Source organism: Blastococcus sp. HT6-30, assembly GCF_039729015.1.
Classification (GTDB): domain Bacteria; phylum Actinomycetota; class Actinomycetes; order Mycobacteriales; family Geodermatophilaceae; genus Blastococcus.
The window spans coordinates 1007369-1030660 of record NZ_CP155792.1; the positions used below are offsets into that span (position 1 = coordinate 1007369).

At 73.7% G+C, this 23292-nt stretch carries 26 protein-coding genes; 14 read left to right on the top strand and 12 right to left on the bottom strand.

The annotated features are described in order from the left end of the window. Nucleotides 1–121: 121 nt before the first annotated feature. The 5 genes from ABC795_RS04745 to ABC795_RS04765 all read right to left on the bottom strand — a co-directional run bounded on the left by ABC795_RS04745 (nt 122) and on the right by ABC795_RS04765 (nt 4087). Entirely contained in the window at nt 122–853 is a 732-nt protein-coding gene (locus tag ABC795_RS04745) for a DUF3618 domain-containing protein (protein ID WP_347059758.1), read from the bottom strand. Between the two features lie 26 nt (nt 854–879). Continuing rightward, nucleotides 880–1437 carry a phage holin family protein gene (locus tag ABC795_RS04750; protein WP_347059759.1) on the bottom strand — a complete coding sequence of 186 codons (558 nt, stop codon included), beginning with the start codon at nt 1435–1437 and terminating at the stop codon, nt 880–882. A gap of 1 nt (nt 1438) precedes the next feature. Beyond that, a complete protein-coding gene (locus ABC795_RS04755; RefSeq protein WP_347059760.1) occupies nt 1439–2266 on the bottom strand; it encodes a hypothetical protein in 828 nt (275 codons plus the stop codon). Between the two features lie 299 nt (nt 2267–2565). After that, the gene (locus ABC795_RS04760; protein ID WP_347059761.1) at nt 2566–3387 is read right to left on the bottom strand and encodes an enoyl-CoA hydratase/isomerase family protein; all 822 of its coding nucleotides are present in this window, start codon (nt 3385–3387) and stop codon (nt 2566–2568) included. Between the two features lie 79 nt (nt 3388–3466). Continuing rightward, a complete protein-coding gene (locus tag ABC795_RS04765; protein WP_347059762.1) occupies nt 3467–4087 on the bottom strand; it encodes a neutral zinc metallopeptidase in 621 nt (206 codons plus the stop codon). Nucleotides 4088–4197: 110 nt separating this feature from the next. Between ABC795_RS04765 and ABC795_RS04770 the strand changes: the two genes are divergently transcribed. After that, nucleotides 4198–4641, top strand: a complete 444-nt coding sequence (locus ABC795_RS04770) for a nitroreductase family deazaflavin-dependent oxidoreductase (RefSeq protein WP_347059763.1) — start codon at nt 4198–4200, stop codon at nt 4639–4641. A 21-nt stretch (nt 4642–4662) separates the two neighbouring features. Here ABC795_RS04770 and ABC795_RS04775 read toward each other — a convergent pair whose 3' ends face one another. Beyond that, entirely contained in the window at nt 4663–5724 is a 1062-nt protein-coding gene (locus ABC795_RS04775) for a winged helix DNA-binding domain-containing protein (protein ID WP_347059764.1), read from the bottom strand. A gap of 80 nt (nt 5725–5804) precedes the next feature. Here ABC795_RS04775 and ABC795_RS04780 point away from each other — a divergent pair, with 80 nt between their 5' ends. From ABC795_RS04780 to ABC795_RS04795, 4 genes are all read left to right on the top strand, one after another. Beyond that, a complete protein-coding gene (locus ABC795_RS04780; protein ID WP_347059765.1) occupies nt 5805–5930 on the top strand; it encodes a hypothetical protein in 126 nt (41 codons plus the stop codon). 106 nt (nt 5931–6036) lie between these two features. Beyond that, nucleotides 6037–6336, top strand: a complete 300-nt coding sequence (locus ABC795_RS04785; RefSeq protein ID WP_347059766.1) for a hypothetical protein — start codon at nt 6037–6039, stop codon at nt 6334–6336. 41 nt (nt 6337–6377) lie between these two features. Next, nucleotides 6378–7997, top strand: coding sequence for an ATP-binding cassette domain-containing protein (locus ABC795_RS04790; RefSeq protein ID WP_347059768.1), 1620 nt, complete (start codon nt 6378–6380; stop codon nt 7995–7997). 88 nt (nt 7998–8085) lie between these two features. Next, the gene (locus ABC795_RS04795; RefSeq protein ID WP_347059769.1) at nt 8086–9060 is read left to right on the top strand and encodes a zinc ABC transporter substrate-binding protein; all 975 of its coding nucleotides are present in this window, start codon (nt 8086–8088) and stop codon (nt 9058–9060) included. An 89-nt stretch (nt 9061–9149) separates the two neighbouring features. On the opposite strand, the gene ABC795_RS04800 is transcribed toward ABC795_RS04795, so the two are convergent. The 3 genes from ABC795_RS04800 to ABC795_RS04810 form a co-directional block, all read right to left on the bottom strand. Then, nucleotides 9150–9545: a Fur family transcriptional regulator gene (locus ABC795_RS04800; RefSeq protein WP_347059770.1), complete on the bottom strand. Its 396-nt coding sequence runs from the start codon at nt 9543–9545 to the stop codon at nt 9150–9152. A gap of 105 nt (nt 9546–9650) precedes the next feature. Then, a complete protein-coding gene (locus ABC795_RS04805) occupies nt 9651–10544 on the bottom strand; it encodes an oxidoreductase (protein ID WP_347059771.1) in 894 nt (297 codons plus the stop codon). A gap of 79 nt (nt 10545–10623) precedes the next feature. Then, entirely contained in the window at nt 10624–11805 is a 1182-nt protein-coding gene (locus ABC795_RS04810) for an alcohol dehydrogenase catalytic domain-containing protein (protein WP_347059772.1), read from the bottom strand. Nucleotides 11806–12081: 276 nt separating this feature from the next. Here ABC795_RS04810 and ABC795_RS04815 point away from each other — a divergent pair, with 276 nt between their 5' ends. The 7 genes from ABC795_RS04815 to serB all read left to right on the top strand — a co-directional run bounded on the left by ABC795_RS04815 (nt 12082) and on the right by serB (nt 20111). After that, the gene (locus ABC795_RS04815; protein WP_347059773.1) at nt 12082–13311 is read left to right on the top strand and encodes a peptidoglycan DD-metalloendopeptidase family protein; all 1230 of its coding nucleotides are present in this window, start codon (nt 12082–12084) and stop codon (nt 13309–13311) included. 113 nt (nt 13312–13424) lie between these two features. Then, entirely contained in the window at nt 13425–14342 is a 918-nt protein-coding gene (locus tag ABC795_RS04820; protein ID WP_347059774.1) for a cation diffusion facilitator family transporter, read from the top strand. Nucleotides 14343–14418: 76 nt separating this feature from the next. Continuing rightward, nucleotides 14419–15423, top strand: a complete 1005-nt coding sequence (locus tag ABC795_RS04825; RefSeq protein WP_347059775.1) for a cytochrome c oxidase assembly protein — start codon at nt 14419–14421, stop codon at nt 15421–15423. Between the two features lie 102 nt (nt 15424–15525). Next, nucleotides 15526–16035: a YfcE family phosphodiesterase gene (locus ABC795_RS04830; protein ID WP_347059776.1), complete on the top strand. Its 510-nt coding sequence runs from the start codon at nt 15526–15528 to the stop codon at nt 16033–16035. Then, nucleotides 16032–16889 (top strand): putative RNA methyltransferase, encoded by an 858-nt coding sequence (locus ABC795_RS04835; RefSeq protein WP_347059777.1) that lies wholly within the window; start codon nt 16032–16034, stop codon nt 16887–16889. Before ABC795_RS04830 ends, ABC795_RS04835 begins: the two co-directional genes overlap by 4 nt. Before the next feature lie 64 nt (nt 16890–16953). After that, nucleotides 16954–18711 carry a cytochrome c oxidase subunit I gene (ctaD, locus tag ABC795_RS04840; RefSeq protein ID WP_347059778.1) on the top strand — a complete coding sequence of 586 codons (1758 nt, stop codon included), beginning with the start codon at nt 16954–16956 and terminating at the stop codon, nt 18709–18711. 140 nt (nt 18712–18851) lie between these two features. Further along, on the top strand, nt 18852–20111 hold the full coding sequence (gene serB / locus ABC795_RS04845; protein WP_347059779.1) for a phosphoserine phosphatase SerB: 1260 nt from the start codon (nt 18852–18854) through the stop codon (nt 20109–20111). Between the two features lie 106 nt (nt 20112–20217). On the opposite strand, the gene ABC795_RS04850 is transcribed toward serB, so the two are convergent. Next, nucleotides 20218–20784 (bottom strand): isochorismatase family protein, encoded by a 567-nt coding sequence (locus ABC795_RS04850; protein WP_347059780.1) that lies wholly within the window; start codon nt 20782–20784, stop codon nt 20218–20220. 17 nt (nt 20785–20801) lie between these two features. After that, nucleotides 20802–22085, bottom strand: a complete 1284-nt coding sequence (locus tag ABC795_RS04855; protein ID WP_347059781.1) for a nicotinate phosphoribosyltransferase — start codon at nt 22083–22085, stop codon at nt 20802–20804. Nucleotides 22086–22144: 59 nt separating this feature from the next. Here ABC795_RS04855 and clpS point away from each other — a divergent pair, with 59 nt between their 5' ends. Beyond that, a complete protein-coding gene (gene clpS / locus ABC795_RS04860) occupies nt 22145–22441 on the top strand; it encodes an ATP-dependent Clp protease adapter ClpS (RefSeq protein WP_347059782.1) in 297 nt (98 codons plus the stop codon). Nucleotides 22442–22472: 31 nt separating this feature from the next. Continuing rightward, the gene (locus tag ABC795_RS04865) at nt 22473–22970 is read left to right on the top strand and encodes a DUF2017 family protein (RefSeq protein WP_347059783.1); all 498 of its coding nucleotides are present in this window, start codon (nt 22473–22475) and stop codon (nt 22968–22970) included. Here the strand turns inward: ABC795_RS04865 and ABC795_RS04870 are convergent. Then, nucleotides 22909–23262, bottom strand: a complete 354-nt coding sequence (locus ABC795_RS04870) for a hypothetical protein (RefSeq protein WP_347059784.1) — start codon at nt 23260–23262, stop codon at nt 22909–22911. The genes ABC795_RS04865 and ABC795_RS04870 overlap by 62 nt on opposite strands. Nucleotides 23263–23292 lie beyond the last annotated feature (30 nt).

The window sequence follows — 23292 nt, forward strand, 5'->3', positions numbered from 1 at the left end:
CCTGCAGCGCGGACCAGGGTGGCTCATCCGATCGGGTGGGCACCCCGGACAGCACTGCGCCCCGCCGGGTGGACCCGGCGGGGCGCAGTGCGGACGGTTCGGGTCGGCGGACCCGCAGGTGTCAGGAGCCGGACTGGCTCTGCACCGACTGCTTGGACTGCTGGGCCTGGCCCTGGACCGAGTCCTTGGACTGCTGGGCCTGACCCTGCACGTCCTGAGCCGCGGACTGGCCCTCCTGCTTGACGGTCTCGGTCGCGTCCTGAGCGGTGGACTTGACCTCCTCCATCGCGTGCTGCGCCGCCGGCTTGAGCTGCTCGCCCATCTCCTGCGCGGCTTCCTTGGCCGGCTGGAGCAGCGCGTCCTTGTTCTCGCGCAGCGCGGTCTCGGCCTGCTGGGCCAGCTGCTGCTCCCTCTGCGAGGCGGGCAGCAGGCTGGACACCAGCCACCCCACACCGAAGGCGATCAGGCCGGCGGCCAAGGGGTTGCCCTGGGCCTGGCGGGTGATCGTCTCCGGCGCCTGCTGCACCGCACCGACCGCGGAGGAGGCGGCGTGCTGCACGCTGCCTGCCGCGTTCGAGGCCGCGTCCTGCACGGTTCCGGCCGCGTTCGAGGCCGTGTCCTGCACGGTTCCGGCCGCGTTGGACGCCTTGCCGTGCGCCGCCGAGGTGGTGTCGTGGGCGGTACCCATCACCTTGTCCCGGAGGCTGCTGACGCGGCCCTTGGCCGCGGTCACCCGACGGTCCATGACGCGGGACGGGTTGACCTTCTCGTTGAGGGCATCGACGTCGTAGCTGAGCTCGCGCCGGGTGTCCTCGATCTGCCGCCGGATGACGTCCGGGTCACTGCTGGTCATTGTTGCGACTCCTCGCGGTCGGGTGGTCAGTTGGGCTTCATGGCGCCGGGAACCTGCGACAGGGTCTCGACGGTGCGCTCGGGCTTCGGATTCACCTGGTCGAACTTCTTCTTGCCCATCAGACCCGCCACCGCAGCGACGATGCCCCAGAGGACCGCGACGATCAGCGCGGACCAGCTGTGGCCCACCAGGTGGGACAGCGCCCACCACAGTGCGATGGACAGGAAGAGGATCGTCATGTAGGCGGCGAAACCGGCGGCGCCGAAGAGTCCGGCACCCGTCCCCGCCTTCTTCGCCTCGACCTTGAGCTCCACCTTGGCGAGCTCGAGCTCCTGCCGCATCAGGGTGGACATGTCCTTGGCGACCTCGCCGATCAGGGCACCGACGGAGACGCCCTCGACATCGGGGTGTCCCGCGTCGGTCGTTGGGGTGCCCATGCCGCCGCTGTAGTTCTGACCCTCGGAGTAGTCAGCCGCGTAGTTCTGCGGCGTCGGGTCCGCGTAGCCGTGGGGGGTGGCGCCGGCGGGGGTGGCGCCGGCGGGGGTGGCCCCGGCAGGGGTGGCCCCGGAGTAGGGGGTGCTCATGTCAGCCCACCTCACCGGGCCGGCGAGCCGGGTCGTCCCAGCCAGCGGGCGTGGTCGGGGGCACCGTGCCCCCGGCGGGCGGCACCGTGCCGTACGGCGGCGGGGGCAGCGGCGCCCCCGTGCCCGTGCCGGGGGTGACGCCCGTGCCGGTGGTTGCGCTCGAGTACCCCGAGTACGTCGGCGCGGGGTCGACGTAGTTCGTCGGCGTGCTGCGGTAGCCGTTGCCGTCACCGGACCCCGAGCCGGAGCTCGAGTGCGCGGCCTTCGTGCCACTGGTCAGCCGGCCCGCGAGGACACCGGCGGCCGCGGCGCCGAGCAGGAACAGGCCCGGCTTGCGGCGCGCGAAGTTGCGCACCTCGTCGAGCAGCTCGGCCGGCTCACGGTTCTGCAGCATCGAGGCGAAGTCCTCGACCGTGCCCGACGCCTGCTGGAGCAGGTCGCGCACCGGCCCGGGGGCGCCCTCGCTGCTGCCGTCGGCGAGGCCGCGCATCTGCTGGGCGATGGCGTTGAGGCCCTCGGCCGCCTTCTGCTGCTGCGAGACCGTCTGCTCCTTGAGCTGCGCCCGGCCCTGCTCGACGAGGTCCTTCGCCTGGCGCTGGGTCTCGTGCGCCACGTGCTTGGCCTGGTCGGTGGCGGTCGACGCCACCTCGCTACCGGCCTGCGCGGCGGTCTGCCCGACGTTGCGGGCCTCGTTCTTGGCGACGTCCGTGGTGTGCTTGGCCTCGTCCTTGGCGACGTCCTTGGTCGACGAGCTCTCGGTCGTGGTGGTGCTGGCGCCCGTCGTGGCCGGAACCGGTGGCGGGAACGGGGCATCGATGGAGTGAGTCATCGGTCCTCCTCGGCAAACTGCGTGGTCGGTGGTGGCGCTACCCCGCCGCCGTTGCGGCACACATCCGGCTCGGTCGTTGACCGGGCCGGGTGGCCGTCACGACGACGGGTCAGCGCCGCTGGTGTCGGGCGGGAGAGCTGACCGAAGTCGACCCGGCGCGTCCATGCGTCACGGGGCGGGACCGGGAAGGCGAGGAAAAGCAGCGCCGGCGCTGCGCCGTCCCCCGCGCCGCTCGTGAGAGCACCGTTCCGCGCAGCGGGTGGGGTACCCGCCGCCGGGGGCTGATCAAACTCCGGGGATCAGCCCGACCAGCGGAACCGCGGCGGCCGCCGCTCGGCGAAGGCCGCCACGCCCTCGGCCAGCTCGCCGGCGGCGATGGTCTCGAGGTACCGCGCCGCGGCCCGCGCCTCGCCGTCCCCGCCGCCGCCCAGGTCGGCCACGACCTCCTTGGTGGCGCGCTGGGTCAGCGCCGAGCGGGAGGCGAGCACGGCGGCGAACCGGTGCACCTCGGTCTCCAGGTCGTCGGCCTCGACCAGCCGGTCGACCAGACCGGTGCGCAGCGCGGTGGGTGCGTCGATGAGCTCGCCGCTGTAGAGCAGGTACTTCGTCGTCGCGGGGCCGACGAGGTCGACCAGCGCCTTGGTCGATGACGGGGTGTAGACGATGCCGACCTTGGCCGGGGTCACCCCGAAGACCGCGGAGTGGTCGGCGAAGCGCAGGTCGCAGCAGGTGGCCAGCTCGACCCCGCCCCCGATGCAGTGGCCGCGGACGACCGCCACCGTCGGCTTGGGGAAGGTGCGCAGCGCCGCCTGGGCGGCCAGGTTGTGCCGCCGGACCTCGGCCATCGGGTCCCGGGGGTCGTCGCCGCCGAGCAGGTCGGAGATGTCGGCGCCCGCGCAGAAGCTCGGGCCGGCGCCGGTCACCAGCAGCACCCGGACGCCGGGGTCCTCGGCGAGCGGGGCCAGCACGGCGGGCAGCGCCGCCCACATGCCGACCGTCATGGCGTTGCGCTTCTCGGGCCGGTCGATGGTGAGGACGGCGACGGAGCCGTTCCGGGTCACGCGGAGGTTGGTGGCCCCCATGCAGGGTCCCGGCGCGAGCGTGCGAGTGGTGGGGGGCATGGGGGTCCTTCCATCAGCCCAGGTCGTCGGTGGCGAAGGTGTCGCAGCGACTGGGGTCACCGGTCTCGTACCCGGTGCGTCACCAGCGCTGCCGCTGTTCGGAGGAGCCGTGGGTGAACGCGTCCTGGTCCACCGTGCCGCTGCCCAGGTTTCCCTGGTTGGAGTCGTCGCCGATGCGGGCGGCGGCGTCGAGGGCGCGGGCGATGTCGTCGTCGGTGATCTCGGCGATCAGCGGCTGGCCGGACTCGTCGGGAACGGTCTCGGCGTGGCTGGCCCACGCACCCGCGAAGCAGTCGGCCTGCAGCTCCAGGCGCACGGTGCCGCTGGTGGGCCCGGATTCGCCCGGGGTCACCTGCCGGTTGATGCCGAGCAGGTTCTGCACGCGGTGGGCGTACTCGTGGGCGATGACGTAGGCGTCGACGAACAGCCCGCCCTTCGCGTCGGCGCGGGTGCGGCAGTCCTGCTCGAGCCGGCCGTTGTCGGTCGTCTGCCCCGGGCCGAGCCCGGAGAGCCCGCCGACCCCGGCCCCGGCCCCACCGTCCCCATCCCTGAGGACCTGGAGCAGCACCACGACCAGGAGGCCGACCACGCCGAGCCCGCCGCCGCCCACGGCAAGGCCACGGCCACCCCCGAACCCGCCGCGACCGCGGACGTCCCGGACGCTCGACGTGTCGAGGCCGGCACCTTCGCTGTACCGCATCCCGTGCTGCTCCTCCCGCTGACCGGCCGTCCGAACGGTGCCACCGGATTCCGCGTGCCCGCGACTCGGGTCGCCGGGCACAGCGGCCGTGCCGGCCCTAGATTCGGCGCATGCCGTTGGAGGGTGAGTACGAACCGAGTCCGCAGCAGTGGGTCCGCGATCAGGTCGAGCGCTACGAGGCGACCGGCGGCCGCGAGGCGAACACGCTCCGGGACACCGGGTTGCCGGTGGTCATCTTCAGCACCCGCGGTGCGCGCAGCGGCAAGGTTCGCAAGCAGCCGCTGATGCGGGTCGAGCACGACGGCGTCTACGCGATGGTGGGCTCGCAGGGCGGGGCGCCCACCGACCCCGCGTGGGTCGCCAACCTCCGCGCGCACCCGGACCAGGTGACCGTGCAGGACGGCCCTGAACCGTGGGACGGCGTGGCGCGGGAGATCTCCGGCGCGGAGCGGGACGAGTGGTGGGAGCGAGCCGTGGCCGCCTACCCCGCCTACGCGGAGTACCAGGAGAAGACCGACCGGCAGATCCCGGTCTTCCTCGTCGAGCGCCGCTGAGCCGCACCCGGCCGGCGGCGGTCAGGGCCAGGCGGCGGCGAGCCGGGCGACGGCGGCCTGCACCTCCGCGCCCCACGTGGTGAACGGCTCGGCGTCCGGCGCGCGTGCACTGCCCCGCCGGGGGAGGCGCCACGTACCGGCGATGCGGCCGTCGACGACCACGGTGGGCCGGAAGACGCCGTTGCGACCGGGCACGATGCGCTCGGCGAAGACTGGGTCGAGGATCGCGCCGCGGTCGGCGTAGCCGAGCACGTACTCGTCGAAGCCGGGGAGCAGCAGCGGTTCCCGGACCTGCTCGCGGTGCGCGGCGTACCGGTCGGGGGTCGCGGGGTCGAGGAGGTACTCCGCGCCGTCCACCTCGACGCTGTCCAACCGGTCCCGGACCGCGGCCAGGCCGGTGCGGACGTCGCGCACCGTGGTCCCGGCCCAACGGACCAGGTCGTGGACGGTGGCCGGGCCGTGCCCGCAGAAGTACCGCAGCGCCAGCTCGGCCAGTGCCTCGTCCCGCGCCAGTCGGCGGGGCCGGTGCACCCACTCGTCGAGGAGCACGAACAACTGCTCGCCGTCCTGCGTGGGGCCGAGGCACAGGGTGCCGGTCTGCGCCAGGAACCACAGCAGGAGGTACCCCCGCTGGCCCGTCGTCGCGACACCGCCCGACTCGATGGCCGCCAGCAGCGCACCGCGGGAGAGCCGCCCGCCCCCGGACAGCGCGGCGGCGGTCAATTCCCGCGCGCGCTCCGCGTCGGCCCCGGTGAGCCCCAGGGCGGTGCGCCGCCCGGCCAGCCCGGCGACGGCCCGGGGGCCCAGCAGGTCGAGCATCCAGGGCAGGTCCTCGGCCGGGAGCAGGTGCAGCGTGCCGCGCATCGGCCACGAGCGGACGATCGTCCCCTCGTCCAGTGCGCGGAGCACCGCACCCCGGTCCCGCGCCGCGGTGCGCAGGGCCACCGCGGCGATCGCGCCCGGGAGGTCCTGGCCCTGCAGGGCGGTCAGCCGGGAGACGGCCGCCGCGGCGTCGGGTGCCGGTGGCCCCGCGAGCCGCTGAGCGACCAGGCGCATCAGGGCCACGTCGTGCAGCGTCGTCACGGCGGCCACCGTGGCAGACGGGTCCGACGGTCCGGCGCCCTCGGCGCCGTGCCCGGGCCGGCGCCGGTAGCGTCGGGAGGGTGATGGGGATGGGTGGGGCCGGCGGCCCGGACGCGGAGCGGCGCCGGAGGCTGGTGGCGGCGCTCGTCGTCCTCGCGATGGTGCTCGCGGCAGGCGCGACGGTGCTCTCGATCGCCTTCGGCTGACCTGGTGGGCCTTTGGGCCCTGGCGCGGCGGTAGCCGGAACGACACCGTGTGGAGACGCCGCGACCGCTCCCGGTCGGGCCCCGATCCCGGAACGAAGGACCGCCGATGACCCTGGTCGTCCCGCCGAGCGCCTCCGGATCCGCCGCCGACGAGCCCACCGGGCCGGCCGGCGGGATCCGCCCTTCCCAGCACCTCCCCGGGCCGTCGCAGCGCGTACCCGCTGACGACGCGGTGAGGGCAGCGATCGGTCGGCTCAGCGGCGAGTTCTCCGGCCGGGTGGACCGCCGGCTGCTCGTCCGGGTCGTGCGGGACTGCCGGCGGGAGCTCGGGGGCTCCCCGGTCGGTGCCCTGCCGGAGCTGGTCGAGCGGCTGGCGCGCTACCGGCTGGACCAGCGCATCGGCTGAGCGCCCGGAAACCGGGTTGCCCGGCCGGGCAGGATGACGGCGTGGGATACGTCGACGTGAGCGGGGTCCGGTACACGCTCTCGGACGGGCGGGTGCTCCTGGACGACGTCGCCTTCCGCGTCGGCGAGGGTGCCCGGGCCGCGCTGGTGGGCGAGAACGGCGCCGGCAAGACGACCCTGCTGCGGATCATCTCCGGCGACCTCTCGCCCGAGGCCGGGTCGCTCGCCCGCACCGGCGGGCTGGGCGTGATGCGGCAGTTCATCGGATCGGTCCGGGACGACACCACGGTCCAGCGGATGCTGGTCGATCTCTCGCCCCCCGCCGTCCGCGCCGCCTGGGACGCCGTCGACGCCGCGGAGCTCGCGCTCATGGAGACCGACGACGAGCGCTCGCAGATGGCCTACGCCGACGCGCTGGCGCAGTGGGGGGATGCCGGTGGCTACGAGGCGGAGGTCACCTGGGACACGGTGACGGTGGCGGCGCTGGGTGTTCCGTACGAGCGGTGCAAGTACCGGGAGCTGTCCACGCTGTCCGGCGGTGAGCAGAAGCGGCTGGCGCTGGAGGCGCTGCTGCGGGGCCCGGACGAGGTGCTGCTCCTCGACGAGCCGGACAACTACCTCGACGTCCCCGGCAAGCGCTGGCTGGAGCAGCGGCTGCTCGAGACCCGCAAGACCGTGCTGTTCGTCAGCCACGACCGGGAGCTCCTGGCCCGCGTCGCCGACCGGGTGGTGACCGTCGAGGGCGGGACGGCATGGGTGCACGGCGGGGGATTCGCCAGCTACCACGAGGCCCGGACGGCGCGGCACGAGCGGCTGGCCGAGCTGCGCCGGCGCTGGGACGAGGAGCACCAGCGGCTGGTCGACCTCGTGCGCACGCTCCAGCAGCAGGCCGCCAACTCGCCGGACATGGCCAATCGCTACCACGCCATGCAGACCCGGCTGGCCAAGTTCGAGGCCGCGGGCCCGCCACCGGAGCGCCCGCCGGAGCAGAAGGTCGCGATGCGGCTGCGCGGGGGCCGGACCGGGGTGCGCGCGGTCATGGCCGAGCAGCTGGAGCTCACCGGCCTGATGAAGTCGTTCGACCTGGAGGTCTGGTACGGCGACCGGGTGGGCGTCCTCGGGGCCAACGGCGCGGGGAAGTCGCACTTCCTGCGGCTGCTGGCCGGTCAGGCGGTGGCGCACACCGGGGGGTGGCGGCTGGGCGCCCGGGTCGTCCCCGGGTTCTTCGCGCAGACGCACGCCCATCCCGAGTGGCAGGACCGGACGCCGGTCGACCTGCTGTGGCACGGGGAGCCCGGCCGTCCCGGGGTGGACCGCGGGCCGGCGATGGCCACGCTGCGCCGGTACGGGCTCACCGACTCCGCCGACCAGCCCTTCCGCACGCTGTCGGGTGGGCAGCAGGCGCGGTTCCAGATCCTGCTGCTGGAGCTGTCCGGTGCCACGCTGCTGCTGCTCGACGAGCCGACCGACAACTTGGACGTGCTGTCGGCGGAAGCGCTGGAGGAGGCGCTGGCGGCCTTCGACGGAACGGTTGTCGCCGTCACCCACGACCGCTGGTTCGCGCGCTCTTTCGACCGGTTCCTCGTCTTCGGTGCCGACGGCCGGGTGTACGAGTCCGCCGAGCCGGTGTTCGACGAGACCCGGGTCGTCCGCGCCCGCTGACATCTCGGCGTCCGCACGGGCGGAGGGCGCGTGCGGACGGGGAGGACCGGTCGTGCATGATGGGACTGATAATCATTACCGCTCCCGCATGGAGACCATGATGCGCCGCCGCCCCCGCCCCGCTGCCCTGGCCCTGGCTGGGGCCGCCACCCTCGCCCTCGCCGCCTGCGGGAACGCCGACGCGGGTGGGCCGAGCACCAGCGCCGGCGACACCGACGCCTGCCCGGGTGAGGTCGTCGACGTCGTCGTCTCGGTCGGGCAGTGGGGCGACGTGGTCGAGGCCCTGGGTGGTGACTGCGCGTCCGTGACCACCGTCATCAGCTCGACCGCCGTCGACCCCCACGACTTCGAGCCCACCACCGGCGACATCGCCGCCTTCCAGGAGGCCGAGCTGGTCGTCCTCAACGGCGCCGGCTACGACCACTGGGCGGAGGATGCCGCGACCGGCGTCGACCCCGCGCCCGCCGTGCTCGACCTGGCCGACGTCGTGGGTGTGGAGACGGGCGAGCACGCCGACGAGGAGCACGGGCACGGCGAGGTCAACCCGCACATCTGGTACTCCCCGGAGTACGTGCAGCAGGCCGCCGAGGCGCTCACCGCCGAGCTGAGCGAGCTCTCACCGGACGCCGCGGACCACTTCGCCGAGCGCGCGGCCGCCTGGGAGGAGGAGCTGACGCCCTACCTGACCGAGGTCGAGTCGCTCCAGGCCGGCGCCGACGGGCGCACGTTCGCGGCGACCGAGTCGGTGTTCGAGTACATGGCCGAGGCGATCGGGCTGACCGACGTGACCCCGGAGGGCTACCGGGAGTCCGCCAGCAACGAGGCCGAGCCGGCGCCGGGCGACCTCGCCGCCTTCCAGGCCGCGCTCGAGGCCGGAGAGGCCGACGTGCTGGTCTACAACACCCAGACCGAGGGCGGGGTGCCCGAGCAGCTCCGGGCGGCCGCCGAGTCCGCCGGCGTGCCCGTCGTCGAGGTCGCCGAGTCCGCGCCCGACGACGCCGGCTCGTTCGTCGACTGGCAGGTCGCCCAGCTGCGCGCGCTCTCGGCCGCGCTGCAGGGCTGACCGCGACACCGGACGCGCGCGACGGCGGACCGCCGACGATCGCCCGTCGGAGGACCGTGGCCGGCGTCCGGCGGGGCAGCCCCCGGAGGTCAGCCGGAGACGCGGCAGTCGCCGCAGGTGCCGAAGATCTCCAGCGTGTGGCTGACGTCGGCGAAACCGTGCTCGCCGGCCACTCCCTCGGCCCAGCGTTCGACCGTCGGGCCGGCCACCTCGACGGTCCGCCCGCAGGTGCGGCAGACGAGGTGGTGGTGGTGCTGCGGGCTGCAGCGGCGGTACAGCGCCTCACCGGAGTCGGTGCGGATCGAGTCGAGCTCGCCGTCGTCGGCCAGTGACTGCACGGCCCGGTACACCGTCGACAGACCCACCTTGTCGCCGGCCGCGCGGAGGCGGGCGTGCACGTCCTGGGCGCTGTGAAAACCCTCCAGGTCGGCGAACAGCGTGCGGACAGCATCGCGCTGGGGGGTGGGGCGGGTCACGGGGCCCATCGTGACACGGTGCCGGCGGCCGGCCTGGTCGCCCGCCGGGTGGGCTCACCCGAAGGCGCGGCCCTCGCCCTGGCAGGTGAGCGGGCACGGCACAGGGGTCTCTGCTCAGAGGTCGACGGGGGGCTCGCCGGTGCCACCGATGCGGTCCAGCTCCTCGAGCTCGGCCGGCCCCAGCACGCGGGCGCCGGCCTGCAGGTTCTCCTCCAGGTGGGCCACCGAGGAGGTGCCCGGGATGAGCAGCAGGTTGGGGGAGCGGGCGAGCAGCCAGGCCAGCGCGACCTGCATCGGCGTCGTCTCGAGGCGGCGGGCGACGGTCTCCAGCGCGGCCGACTGCAGCGGGGTGAACCCGCCCAGCGGGAAGAACGGCGTGTAGGCGACGCCCTCGCGGGCCAGGGCGTCGATGAGCGGGTCGTCCGCGCGGTGCACGAGGTTGTAGTGGTTCTGCACGCACACGACGGGCGCGATGGCGCGGGCCTCGGCGAACATCTGCGGCGTCACGTTGCTGACCCCGAGGTGGCGGACGAGCCCCTCCTGCTGCATAGCGGCCAGCGCCTCGAACGGCTCGGCGAGCGAGCGCTGCACCGGTTCGGCGAAGCCGGGCATGCGCAGGTTGACGACGTCGAGCGCCTCGACGCCCAGGTGGTCGATGTTCTCCTGGACGGCGCGCCGCAGGTCGTCGGCGTCCAGCGCCTCGGGCCAGCCGCCGTCGGCGTCCCGCCGGGCGCCCACCTTGGTCACGATGACCAGGTCCTCGGGATAGGGGTGCAGCGCCTCGCGGATCAGCTCGTTGACGACGGTCGGCCCGTAGTAGTCGCTGGTGTCGATGTGGTCGACGCCGAGCTCGAGGGCGCGGCGGAGCACGGCGACGGCGGCGTCCCGGTCGGCCGGCGGCCCCATGACGTGCGGGCCGGCCAGTTGCATGGCGCCGTAACCCAGGCGGTGGACCTCGCGGTCACCGAGGCGGTAGGTGCCGGAGTTCTCGGCAGTGGGGATCGTCATGGGCACTGCCCTACCCGCTGACGGGCGGGCATGCGCGGGCGGGCCGGAGACGATGTCGTCCTGCCGGCCCGCCCCGGCGTCACGGCTGGAGCAGCACCTTGACCGCGCCGTCCTTCTTCTGGCGGAAGTTCGCGTAGGCCTCCGGCGCCTGCTCCAGCGGCAGGCGGTGGGTGGCGAACTCGTCGACGCCCAGCGGGTCGCCGTCGAGCAGCAGCGGCAGGATGTCGGGCACCCAGCGCCACACGTTCGCCTGGCCCATGCGCAGCTGGATCTGCTTGTCGAACATCCGCATCAGCGGCAGCGGGTCGGTGGCCCCGCCGTAGACACCGGACAGCGAGATCGTGCCGCCGCGGCGGACGGCCTCGATGGCGGTGTTCAGCGCGGCCAGCCGGTCGATGCCGACCACGGTCATGACCCGCTCCATGATCGCGTCGGGCACCACGGCGGTGGCCTTCTGGGCGATGGTGGCCAGGGGCGAGCCGTGCGCCTCCATGCCGACGGCGTCGATCACCGCGTCGGGGCCCCGGCCGTCGGTGAGGTCGCGCACCCGAGCCACGACCTCGGCCTGGTCGGTCGAGTCGATGACGGTGATGCCGTTGCGTCGGGCCCGGGCGAGCCGCTCGGGTACGACGTCGGAGGCGATGACCTGCCCGGCGCCGAGGTGCTTGGCGACGCGCGTGGCCATGTCACCGATCGGGCCGAGGCCCAGGACCAGGACACTGCCGCCCTCCGGGATGCCGGCGTACTGCACCGCCTGCCAGGCGGTGGGCAGCACGTCGGAGAGGTAGACGAACCGGTCGTCCAGCGGGGCGTCGGGCACCTTGATCGGCAGCGTGTTGCCGAACGGCACCCGCAGGTACTCGGCCTGGCCGCCGGGCACCTGGCCGTAGAGCTTGGTGTAGCCGAACAGCGAGGCACCCATGCCCTGCTCGCGGTTCTGCGTCGTCTCGCACTGGGACTGCAGACCCTGCGAGCACGTCCAGCAGGTGTTGCAGGAGACGTTGAACGGAACGACGACCCGGTCGCCGGGCTTGACGGAGGTGACGTCGCGGCCGACCTCGCGCACGATGCCCATCGGCTCGTGACCCATGACGTCGCCGACGGTCATGAAGGGCGCCAGCACCTCGATGAGGTGGAGGTCGGAGCCGCAGATGCCGCTCGAGGTGATCTCGACGATGACGTCCGTCTGATCCTGGATGGTCGGGTCGGGAACGGTGTCCACCCGGACGTCTCCTCGTCCGTGCCAGGTCACTGCGCGCATGCGGGAACTCCCTCGATCGGGCCGGTGAACAGGTGGTTTTCCCCTTCGTGCGCCGGATCGCGCCGCTCTCAACCATCTACGGCGTGTTACTCACTCTGCGTCCATCCGCGCTTACGCCCAGGCGAATGACACCGCTGGAGCTCGGTGACCCGGTTCACAGAATTGCAGGTCAATACCCCCTTCCTCAGATCACGAACCCATCACGGCATGTTTACATGGGCCCCGCTCCTCTCCCCGGGAGTCGCAGTGCAATGTCCGCCGACGGAAGTCAGGTGCATGAGCTCGCTCCACCACGACCGCCTCCCCGAGGAGGATGCGGCGCCGGCCGAGACGGCCACCCCGTCGCTCGCCCCGGTCCGCTCCACCAGCGGGGACGTCGAGGAGAAGGCCCCGTCCACGGTTCCGCCGCAGCGCGAGGGGAAGGCGCAGGCGTCCGAGGTCCGTCGGGCCACCGATCCGGCCGCCGGCACCCTGGCGGCTCGCGCCGAGGCCTCCCGCACGGGGAAGGCCGCGGGCGCGAGGGCCGTCCGGGTGACCGTGGCGACCGCCAGGGCCACCATCGCCCGGAAGGCCGCAACCGAGGTCGCGGCGGATCCGGCCCCGGTGCGGCGCCGTCCCACCCCGTACAAGCGGTCCGCGGTCGATCTCACCGCCCTGGCTCCGGTCACCGACATCGCCGCGCTGGTCGACGCGCCCCTCGCCGCACCTGCCGCCGTCGTCGTGGTGAAGGACGCCCCGGCCGCCCTGGCCGGGGCCGGCGGGCGCCGCGGGCTCCTGGCCCGACGCCCGCCGTCGGGGCGTCGGCGTTCCCCGCTCTACCTCGCCGCCGTTCTGGTCGGGGCGCTCGGCGTGAGCGGCGCCTCGGTCGGCGAGCCGGCCGCCGTGGAGACCCACCCGGTCAGCCACTCGGTCAGCGTGGCCGAGCAGCTGGGCATCGAGGGGTCCGCCTCGGCCGAGGTCGTCGACGCCGAGGACACCTCGTTGCTCCGCGAGATGGTGGTCAGCCGCAACGCGCGCGACGCCGAGCGGGCCGCTGCCGCGGACGCACAGGCGGAGGCCGACCGGCTCGCCACCGAGGAGGCCGCGCGCGCCGCCGCCGAGGCGGCCCGCCCGAAGGCCGTCCTGCCCGTCCCCGGGGGCCGGCTCACCAGCGGCTTCGGTCCGCGGTGGGGAACGCTGCACGCCGGCATCGACCTCGCCGCCCCCATGCGCACCCCGGAGTACGCGGCGATGGACGGCGTCGTCCTCGAGGCGGGCGCGGCCAGCGGATACGGGCTGGCCGTGTACATCCAGCACGGCAACGGCGACGTCACCGTCTACGGGCACATGGACGAGATCCTGGTCGAGCCGGGTCAGATCGTCCGCGCCGGCGACACGATCGCGCTGCTCGGCAACCGTGGTCAGTCGACCGGCCCGCACCTGCACTTCGAGGTGCACGTCGGCGGGATCGACGGGCAGCGGATCGACCCGCTCCCGTGGCTGCGGGAGCGCGGCGTCGCGATCTGATCGCCGGCACCACCACGACGACGCCCCCCCCGCCGGACCGTTCCGGCGGGGGGCGTCGGGTGTGGTGGAGACTTCCGGTGTCCGTCCGGAGAGCGGTAGGGGAGAGCACGTCCATGGGGCACGGCCACGCGCACGGAGCGGAAACGGCCGCGGGGCCGCAACGCCGCCGGCTCGCCGTCGTCCTCGCGCTCACGGTGGCGGTGCTCGGCGCCGAGGTCGTCGGCGCGGTGCTCTCCGGGTCGCTCGCCCTGCTGGCCGACGCCGGGCACATGGCCACCGACGCCGCCGGGATCGCGCTCGCCCTGGGTGCGGTGACGCTGGCGCAGCGGCCGGCCCGGGGACGGCGGACCTTCGGCTGGCAGCGCGCGGAGATCCTCGCGGCCGTCGCCAACGGCGTCCTGCTGCTCGGTGTGGCGGGCTACGTGCTCGTCGAGGCGGTGCGGCGGATCGGGAACCCGCCCGAGGTGGGGTCGGGCCTGATGCTCGCCATCGCCGTCGTCGGGCTGGTGGTGAACCTGATCGGCCTCGCGGTGCTGCACCGCGGCCGCGGTGAGTCCCTGAACGTGCGGGGGGCCTACCTGGAGGTCCTCGCCGATGCCCTCGGATCGGTCGCCGTCATCGTCGCCGCCGTGGTCATCGCCACCACCGGCTGGACCCCCGCTGACACCGTCGCCTCCCTGGTCATCGGCTGCCTCGTCCTGCCCCGGGCGTGGCACCTGCTCCGCGACGCCCTCGACGTGCTGCTGGAGGCCGCGCCCCGCGGGGTGGACCTGGACCAGGTCCGCGCGCACATCGTCGCCGTCGACGGGGTCCTCGGTGTGCACGACCTGCACGCCTGGACGATCACCTCCGGGCTGCCGGTGCTGTCCGCGCACGTCGTCGTCTCCGACGAGGCGCTGGCGGTCGGCCACGGCGGCCGGGTGCTCGACGCACTCTGCGCCTGCCTCGGAAGCCACTTCGACATGGAGCACTGCACGTTCCAGCTCGAGGCCGAGACCCACGCCGGCCACGAGGCGCCCGTCCACGACTGACGCCGATGTCGATCCGGTGACCGGATCATCGTGAGCCCGTGCACGCGCGGGGGAGGGGGCGGCCGACCCGCCGCCGGTGGGACAGTGGGGCCGCACGACCGGCCGGCTGGAGGAGATCGCGGTGGAGCACGGGCACCACTCGGGCATGTGGGTCCCCGAGGACCCGCCGACGTGGGGGCGGATGTTCCTGCCGCACCTGGAGGGCTGGTCGGTCCTCGCGGTGCTCAGCGTCGTGGGCCTGGTCGTCTACCTCGCCGCGGTCGTGCGGCTGCGCCGCTCCGGGGTGAGCTGGCCGTGGTGGCGCACCGTCGCCTGGACCGGCGGGGTCGCGTCCCTGTTCGCGGTCACCGGCACCTGGCTCAACGGCTACAGCATGGTGATCTTCAGCGTCCACATGGCGCAGCACATGGTGCTGTCGCTGATCACGCCGCTGCTGCTGCTGCTCGCCGCTCCGGTGACCCTGGCGTTGCGCACGCTGCCGCGCGGACGCGGTGCGGCCGGTGCGCCCCGGGCGCTGCTGCTCAACGCGCTGCACAGCCGGTTCGCGCACTTCGTGGCGCACCCGCTGTTCACCGTGCCGCTGTTCATCGCCAGCCTCTACGGCGTCTACTTCACCCCGCTGTTCGACGCGCTGATGTCCAGCCCGGCCGGGCACCAGTTCATGCTCGCCCACTTCGTCGTCACCGGCCTGCTGTTCTTCGGCCCGATCGTGGCCCAGGACCCGTGGCCGCGGACGCTGAGCCACCCCGGTCGGATGCTGGAGCTGTTCCTGCCGGTGCCCTTCCACGCCTTCTTCGGCGTGGCGATCATGTTGGCCGGGTCGCTGGTGGTGGACACCTTCGCCGTGCCGCCGGCCGGGTGGGGCATCGACCCGCTGTCGGACCAGGGCGCGGCCGGCGGCATCGTCTGGGCCTTCGGCGAGCTGCCCACGGTGCTCGTCCTCGCCGTCGTCTTCTTCTCCTGGGCGCGGTCGGACGACCGGCAGGCCCGCACGATCGATCGCACCGCCGACCGCACCGGCGACGCCGAGCGGGCCGCCTACAACGCGCGGCTGCGCGCTCTCGCCGACCGGCAGGGCTGAGGGAAGGACCCCCGCTGCCCCCGCACTCCTCGCAGGCTCGCTGCGGGGCGCGGTCGCTGGAGCGGCCGCGGCAGGACGGTGGCCGCCTGGGACGATGGTGCCGTGCCGGTCTCCTTGGTGTTCACCGCGGACACCCACGTCCCCAAGCGGGCGCGTGATCTACCTCATCCGCTGTGGTCGGCCATCGACGCGGCCGATGTCGTGGTGCACGCCGGCGACTGGGTCGACGTGCCACTGCTCGACCGGTTCGAGGAGCGGTCCCGGCGGCTGGTCGCGGTGTACGGCAACAACGACCACGGACCGCTGCGGGAGCGGCTGCCCGAGGTCGCTCGCACGGAGATCGAGGGCATCCGCTTCGCCGTCGTGCACGAGACCGGGGACGCGAAGGGTCGTGAGGCGCGGTGCGCCGCACGGTTCCCCGATGTCGACGTGCTCGTCTTCGGGCACAGCCACATCCCGTGGGACACGACCGCGCCGTCCGGCCTGCGCCTGCTCAACCCCGGTTCGCCCACGGACCGGCGCAGACAGCCCCACGGCACGTACGCCACCGCCGTCGCGGACGCCGGCCGGCTGCGCGACGTGACCTTCCACCCGGTGCCGCCGCGCCGGTGAGCGCCCCGCCGCTGGACCCCCGCGCGGTCGCGCTGCTCGCCTGCCCGGTCTGCGCCGCCCCGTTCGCGGCCGGGCCGGGGGACACGGGGCTGCGCTGCGCCGAGGGGCACTCCGTCGACCGTGCCCGGCAGGGCCACCTCACGCTGCTGCCGCCCGGGCGACGCCCGGCGACCGGTGACTCGGCCGAGATGGTCGCCGACCGGGTGGCGTTCCTCGCGGCCGGCCACTACGACGCCGTCACGGCCGCGCTCGCCGACGCGGTGACGGCGCCGGGGGTGCCGGTGACCCTGCTCGACCTCGGTGGCGGCACCGGCCACCACCTGGCCCGGCTGCTCGACGGGCTCCCCGGGGCGGTCGGCGTGGTCCTCGACGCCAGCCGCTACGCGGCCCGCCGGGCGGCGCGGGCGCACCCCCGGGCCATCGCGGTGGTCGCCGACACCTGGGCTCGGCTGCCGGTGCGCGACGGTGTGGTCGACCGGGCGCTGGTCGTCTTCGCCCCGCGCAACGGCCCCGAGATCGCCCGGGTGCTCCGTCCGGAGGGCCGGCTGGTCGTCGTGACCCCGGCGCCGGACCACCTCGGTGAGATCATCGCGCCGCTCGGGCTGCTGCGGGTGGACCCCGGAAAGGCCGGACGGCTGGCCGCAACCCTGGAGCCCCACCTGGTGCGCGAGGGCGCCGAGCGCCACCGCCGCACGCTGCGGCTCGACCACGCTGCGGTGGCGACGCTGGTGGGGATGGGCCCCCATGCACGGCACCTCACGGCCGCCGGGCTGGCGGCGTCGCTGGCGCGGTTGCCGGCCGACGTGCAGGTCACGATCTCCGTCGACGTGACCACCTACCGGCGGGTGCCGTGACCGCTCCGGCGCGCCCAGCCCGCCCGATCTGAGGTGCCGCGCGGCACGGTCTAAGCTGCGAGCCGTGACGATTGCACCGGCGCCCATCGTGAGCCGGCCCAGCCCGGCTCACGTGGTCGACAAGGGCTCGCGGCTCTCGAACCTGCTGCGGACCACCGACCACAAGACCATCGGCCTCATGTACCTGGCCACCTCGTTCGCCTTCTTCATCGGTGGCGGCCTGATGGCCCTGCTGATGCGCGGTGAGCTGGCGCGGCCGGGTCTGCAGTTCCTGTCGCCGGAGCAGTACAACCAGCTCGTCACGATGCACGGCACGGTCATGCTGCTGATGTTCGCGACGCCGCTGTTCTTCGCGTTCTCGAACCTGATCATGCCGCTGCAGATCGGTGCTCCCGACGTCGCCTTCCCGCGGCTGAACGCCTTCTCCTACTGGCTGTTCCTCTTCGGCAGCCTGATCGCGGTCTCGGGCTTCCTGACCCCGGGCGGCGCCGCCGACTTCGGCTGGTACGCCTACACCCCGTTGTCGAACGTGGTGCACTCCCCGGGCCCGGGAGCGAACATGTGGTTCGCCGGCCTGGCGGTCAGCGGTCTGGGCACGATCCTCGGTGCCGTCAACTTCATCACCACGATCGTCTGCCTGCGGGCGCCGGGGATGACGCTGTTCCGGATGCCGATCTTCACCTGGAACACGCTGGTGACCAGCATCCTCGTCCTGTTCGCGTTCCCGATCCTCACCGCGGCGATCATGGGCATGCTGGCTGACCGCAACCTCGGCGCCCTCATCTACTCGGACGAGAACGGTGGGCCCATGCTGTGGCAGCACCTGTTCTGGTTCTTCGGGCACCCCGAGGTCTACATCATCGCCCTGCCGTTCTTCGGCATCGTCACCGAGATCATCCCGGTCTTCGCCCGCAAGCCACTGTTCGGCTACAAGGGCATGGTGTTCGCGACGATGGCGATCGGCGCCCTCTCGCTGGCGGTGTGGGCGCACCACATGTATGCCACCGGCGCGGTGCTGCTGCCGTTCTTCGCCTTCCTGACGTACCTGATCGCCGTGCCGACCGGGATCAAGTTCTTCAACTGGATCGGCACCATGTGGCGCGGTCAGATGACGTTCGAGACGCCGATGCTGTTCTCCATCGGCTTCATGATCACATTCCTCCTCGGTGGCCTGACCGGTGTGCTCCTGGCCAGCCCGCCGCTGGACTGGCACGTCAACGACAGTTACTTCGTCGTCGCCCACTTCCACTACGTCGTCTTCGGCACCGTGGTGTTCGCCGCCTACGCCGGCATCTACTTCTGGTTCCCCAAGATGTGCGGCCGGATGATGGACGAGCGGCTGGGCAAGCTGCAGTTCTGGCTGACCTTCATCGGCTTCCACGCGACGTTCCTCGTCCAGCACTGGCTCGGCAACGAGGGCATGCCCCGCCGGTACGTCGACTACCTGCCCACCGACGCCTTCACGCTGCTGCACACCGTGTCGACGATCGGGTCGTTCATCCTGGGCGCCGCCACCATCCCGTTCGTCTACAACGTGGTGAAGTCCTGGAAGTACGGTGAGCTCGCCCTGCGCGACGACCCGTGGGGCCACGGCAACAGCCTCGAGTGGGCCACCTCCTCCCCGCCGCCGCGGCACAACTTCGTGGAGATCCCGCGGATCCGCTCGGAGCGCCCGGCGTTCGAGGCGCACTACCCGCACCTGGTCGAGCGGCTGCACGCCGAGGCGCACGCCGGTAAGCGGCACGAGCCGTACGGCGGTGTCAGCGAGCTGGTCGGCGACACCGGCCGGCGTCAGGGCGAGAACGACCCCGACCCGACCTGACGAACGCCCTCCCCCGGGGGCGAGCGACCTCGAACGCCCCGCAGGCCCTGCCTGCGGGGCGTTCGGCCGTTCCGGGCGTCGCCCAGGCGGCCACCGGGGGGAGCGGCCGGGCGGCGGAGCGGGTGCGGCACGATGACGGAGTGCCGCTCGATGCCCCGCTGCGCCAGCTCCCGGACACCCCTGCACCGCAGGCGGTGCTCACCATCACGGGCGCCGACCGGCCCGGCGTCACCGCCCGGCTGTTCTCCGCCCTGGCCGGCACGGGCGGGGACGTGCCGGCGGTGGAGGTCCTCGACGTGGAGCAGGTCGTGGTGCACGGGCACCTGGTGCTCGGCGTCGTCGTCGGGGCCCTGCCGGGCGACGGCGCGCCCGTCGTCGACCAGGCAGAGTTCCTGGCCTCCCTGCGCCGCACCGCCGACGTCGTCGCCGCAGCGGTCGGGGTGGACGTCACCGTGGAGCCGGCATCCGGGCCGGCCGCGGTCGGCCCGGACGCCGGCCGGCCGCACCACGTGATCGTGCTGGGTCGCCCGGTGCCGCCCCAGGCGGTGGCCGGCGCCGCGCAGGCCGTGGCGGGCATCGGCGGCAACATCGACGCCATCCGGCGGCTGTCGGACTACCCGGTCACCAGCTTCGAGCTCACCGTCTCGGGGGCCGAGGCCACGGCGCTGCGCACCGCGCTCGCCTCGGTGGCGGCCTCCACCGGAGCGGACATCGCCGTCGAGCAGGTGGGCCTCGCGCGGCGCAGCAAGCGGCTGATCGTGCTCGACGTCGACTCCACCCTGGTCCGGGGCGAGGTGATCGACGAGCTCGCCGCCCGCGCCGGACGGGCCGCGGAGGTCGCCCGCATCACGGCGGCGGCGATGAACGGCGAGCTCGACTTCGCCGAGTCGCTGCGCGCCCGCGTCGCCGTGCTGGCCGGGCTGCCCGAGGAGGTCCTCGACGAGGTGCGTCAGCACCTCGTGCTCACGCCGGGCGCGCGGACGCTCATCCGGACGCTGCAGCGCCTCGGCTTCCGCTGCGGGATCGTCAGCGGCGGCTTCACGCAGATCACCGATCCGCTGGCCGAGAGCCTCGGGCTGGACTTCGCCGCGGCCAACACCCTGGAGGTCGTCGACGGCCGGTTGACCGGCGGGCTGGTCGGGGAGATCGTCGACCGGCCGGGCAAGGCCCGGGCGCTGACCCGGTTCGCCGCGCAGTACGGCATCCCGCTGGACCAGACGGTGGCCGTCGGCGACGGCGCGAACGACCTCGACATGCTGAACACCGCCGGCCTGGGCATCGCCTTCAACGCCAAGCCTTTCGTGCGCGAGCAAGCCCACACCGCGCTGAACCAGCCCTACCTGGACGCCGTCCTGCAGGTGCTCGGGTTCACCCGCGACGAGGTCCTGGACGCGGTGTGATGTCGATCAGTGCCCCGGCCTGATCGACAAGGGTCCTGGCCAGCACCGGTCGTGCGCCAGGACCACGGGTGGTGAGCCAGGACGTCGTCCGGCGCGACCCCGGGCCTCACGAACCGTGGACTGCTCCTGCCAGCTCCACGCCGGCGGTGCGGAGCTGGTCCAAGGCCGCCTCGGTGGTCGCCGGCGAGACCCCGGCGGTGAGCGGGAGCAGCACGCGGGTGGTGAACCCGGCGGCGACGGCGTCCAGCGCGGTGGCGCGGACGCAGTGGTCGGTGGCGATGCCGACGACGTCGACCGACCCGACGCCCCGGCCGCGCAGCCAGTCGGCCAGCCCGACCCCGTCCGCCGTCCCCTCGAAGCCCGAGTAGGCGGCGGCGTACTCGCCCTTGTCGAACACCGCCTCGATCGGGCCGCGATCCAGTGCGGGGTGCAGCTCCACGCCGCCGGTGCCCACGACGCAGTGCCCCGGCCAGGTCTCCACGAAGTCCGGCGCCGCGGCGAAGTGGTGCCCGGGGTCGATGTGGTGGTCGCGCGTCGCCACGACGTGGTCGTAGCCCACCGAGCGGACGTGCTCGGTGATCGCGGCCGCGACCGCGGCGCCGCCGGCCACGGCCAGGCTGCCGCCCTCGCAGAAGTCGTTCTGCACGTCGACGACGATCAGTGCGCGGGTCATGGGCCGATCATGCCGGTTCAGGCGGTCAGCGTCTCCAAGGCGGGCTCGCCACGGGACAGCGCCCAGGCCTCGGCGGGCAGGGCCTCCCGCACCCGCGCGTGGTGCTGCCGGGCGCGCTGCAGCATCTGGCCGGGGGAGGCCGGGTCGCACAGCTCCCCCTCGCGGACGAGGGGCAGCACCAGGTCGCGGTCACCCTCCTGCGGTTCGATCCCCCCACTGCTGACGACCTCGGCGGTGGCCGTGCCGTCGGCCGCGTGCCGGCGGACCGCGGACTTGCGGCCGCCCACGGAGTTCTTGCCCTCGGACCGCTTCGCGACCGGGACGCCGTCCCGCTCCACCAGCTTGTAGACCATGCCGGCCGTGGGCGCACCCGAGCCGGTGACCAGCGACGTCCCCACGCCGTAACCGTCCACGGGTGCGGCCATCAGGCCGGCGATGGCGTACTCGTCGAGGTCGCTGGTGACGATCACCCGGGTGCCGGTGGCGCCGAGCTCGTCGAGCAGCTGGCGGGCGCGGGTCGCGAGCGTCGGGAGGTCGCCGGAGTCCAGCCGGATCGCGCCGAGCTCCGGGCCGGCCACCTCGATCGCCGTCCGGATGCCCTGCTCGACGTCGTAGGTGTCCACCAGCAGCGTGGTGCCCACCCCGAGGGTGTCCACCTGGGCGCGGAAGGCCGCGCGCTCGTCGTCGTGCAGCAGCGTGAAGGCGTGCGCGCTCGTGCCGGTCGTGGGGACGCCGTAACGCCGGCCGGCCTCCAGGTTCGAGCTGGCCCCGAAGCCGACCAGGTGGGCGGCGCGGGCGGCGGCGACCGCGGCCTCCTCGTGGGTGCGCCGCGAGCCCATCTCGATGCACGGCCGCTCGCAGGCGGCGGCCACCATGCGGGCGGCGGCCGAGGCGATGGCGGAGTCGTGGTTGAGGATCGACAGGGCCAGGGTCTCCAGCAGGACGCCCTCGCCGAACGACGCACGGACGGTGAGCACGGGGGAGCCGGGGAAGAACAGCTCTCCCTCGGCGTATCCGTCGACGTCCCCGCTGAAGCGGAAGCCGGCCAGCCAGTCCAGCAGCCGGGTGTCGGTCAGCCCCTGGGCCCGGAGCGTCGCCAGCTCCTCGTCGCCGAAGCGGAACCCCGGCAGGGCCTCGAGCAGCCGCCCGGTGCCGGCGACCACCCCGTACCGGCGGCCGTGGGGGAGCCGGCGGGCGAACACCTCGAACACGCAGTCCCGGTCGGCCGTGCCGTCGGCCAGCGCCGCGGCCAGCATCGTCAGCTCGTAGCGGTCGGTGAGCAGCGCGGTAGCCGTCGGCATGGCTCCGGAGCGTAGGTGGAGCCGGCTCACGGGGCCGAATCACGTCCTAAGGTGGACCCGTGGCCGGACCGATCGCCCCGACCCGGGCCCCCGAGACGACCGAGGAAGAACTCGGTGACCTGGACCGGCCGTGGGTGACCATCGTCTGGAACGACCCGGTCAACCTCATGACGTACGTGACGTTCGTGCTGCAGGAGCTGTTCGGCTACGACGAGCCGACGGCGACCGCGCTCATGCTGCAGGTGCACCACGACGGCCGGGCGATCGTCAGCTCGGGCCCCCGGGAGCGGATGGAGCACGACACCAGCCGGCTGCACGCCTACGGGCTGTGGGCCAGCTACCAGCGCGACTCGTGAGCGGGCGCGTGACGAGCGCCGAGGAGGTCGCGTGAAGCCGTTCCGTTCCCGTGGGGGCCGGCTGGTCGCCCGCCTGGACCCGGCGGAGACCGGCATCATCGGGCTGCTGCTCGACCAGCTGGAGCAGCTGCTCGACGCCGACCCGGCCGACAGCACCGGCGACCCGGTGATCGCCCGGCTGTTCCCGGCGGGGCACCGCTCGGACGCCGCGCTGGCCGAGGACTACCGCGGCCTGACCGAGCAGTCGCTGCGCGGTGGCAAGTCCGACGACCTCGCCACCGTGCGCGCCACGCTGCCCGACGGCGGAGGAGAGGTCCGGCTGGACACCGACCAGGCCGGCGCCTGGCTGCGCACCAGCAACGACCTGCGGCTGGCCCTGGGCACGCGGCTGGACATCAGCGAGGAGTCCGAGCCGCCGGAGGAGATCGTCGACGAGGGCGACCACCAGCTGGCGGTCTACTACTGGCTCACCGCGCTGCAGGGGTCGCTCGTCGACGCGCTGGTCGCCGCTCGCGCCGGCCGAAGGTGAGCAGCACCAGCGCCGCCAGGAGCAGGTCCAGGACGAAGAGCACGCGGACCATGCCGTGCAGCTCGACGTCGACGACCATCGCGCCGATCGTGGCGACCAGCACCACCGCCGAGATGGTGGCCAGCAGGAGCAGGAGCAGAGCGCGCAGCACCACGAGGACGACGACGGGAGCGCGGTCGCCGGGCTGGGCCGCGCTGTAGCCGCGGTGCCGGAACAGCCCCCGGACACCCAGGACCAGCGCCGGCAGGGCCACCAGCACCACACCGGTGATGAGGAGCGACGGGAGCCACACGCCAGCGACCGTATCCGGCCCCGCCGGTCT

Bases quoted from the DNA above. Each gene is read 5' to 3' on its own strand.
- ABC795_RS04765 (WP_347059762.1), bottom strand. From the start codon at position 4,087: ATGCGGTACAGCGAAGGTGCCGGCCTCGACACGTCGAGCGTCCGGGAC.
- ABC795_RS04755 (WP_347059760.1), bottom strand. From the start codon at position 2,266: ATGACTCACTCCATCGATGCCCCGTTCCCGCCACCGGTTCCGGCCACG.
- ABC795_RS04805 (WP_347059771.1), bottom strand. From the start codon at position 10,544: ATGACGATCCCCACTGCCGAGAACTCCGGCACCTACCGCCTCGGTGAC.
- ABC795_RS04760 (WP_347059761.1), bottom strand. From the start codon at position 3,387: ATGCCCCCCACCACTCGCACGCTCGCGCCGGGACCCTGCATGGGGGCC.
- ABC795_RS04785 (WP_347059766.1), top strand. From the start codon at position 6,037: ATGACCCTGGTCGTCCCGCCGAGCGCCTCCGGATCCGCCGCCGACGAG.
- ABC795_RS04750 (WP_347059759.1), bottom strand. From the start codon at position 1,437: ATGAGCACCCCCTACTCCGGGGCCACCCCTGCCGGGGCCACCCCCGCC.
- ABC795_RS04850 (WP_347059780.1), bottom strand. From the start codon at position 20,784: ATGACCCGCGCACTGATCGTCGTCGACGTGCAGAACGACTTCTGCGAG.
- ABC795_RS04820 (WP_347059774.1), top strand. From the start codon at position 13,425: ATGGGGCACGGCCACGCGCACGGAGCGGAAACGGCCGCGGGGCCGCAA.
- ABC795_RS04815 (WP_347059773.1), top strand. From the start codon at position 12,082: ATGAGCTCGCTCCACCACGACCGCCTCCCCGAGGAGGATGCGGCGCCG.
- ABC795_RS04770 (WP_347059763.1), top strand. From the start codon at position 4,198: ATGCCGTTGGAGGGTGAGTACGAACCGAGTCCGCAGCAGTGGGTCCGC.
- ABC795_RS04795 (WP_347059769.1), top strand. From the start codon at position 8,086: ATGGAGACCATGATGCGCCGCCGCCCCCGCCCCGCTGCCCTGGCCCTG.
- ABC795_RS04745 (WP_347059758.1), bottom strand. From the start codon at position 853: ATGACCAGCAGTGACCCGGACGTCATCCGGCGGCAGATCGAGGACACC.
- ABC795_RS04855 (WP_347059781.1), bottom strand. From the start codon at position 22,085: ATGCCGACGGCTACCGCGCTGCTCACCGACCGCTACGAGCTGACGATG.
- ABC795_RS04810 (WP_347059772.1), bottom strand. From the start codon at position 11,805: ATGCGCGCAGTGACCTGGCACGGACGAGGAGACGTCCGGGTGGACACC.
- ABC795_RS04800 (WP_347059770.1), bottom strand. From the start codon at position 9,545: ATGGGCCCCGTGACCCGCCCCACCCCCCAGCGCGATGCTGTCCGCACG.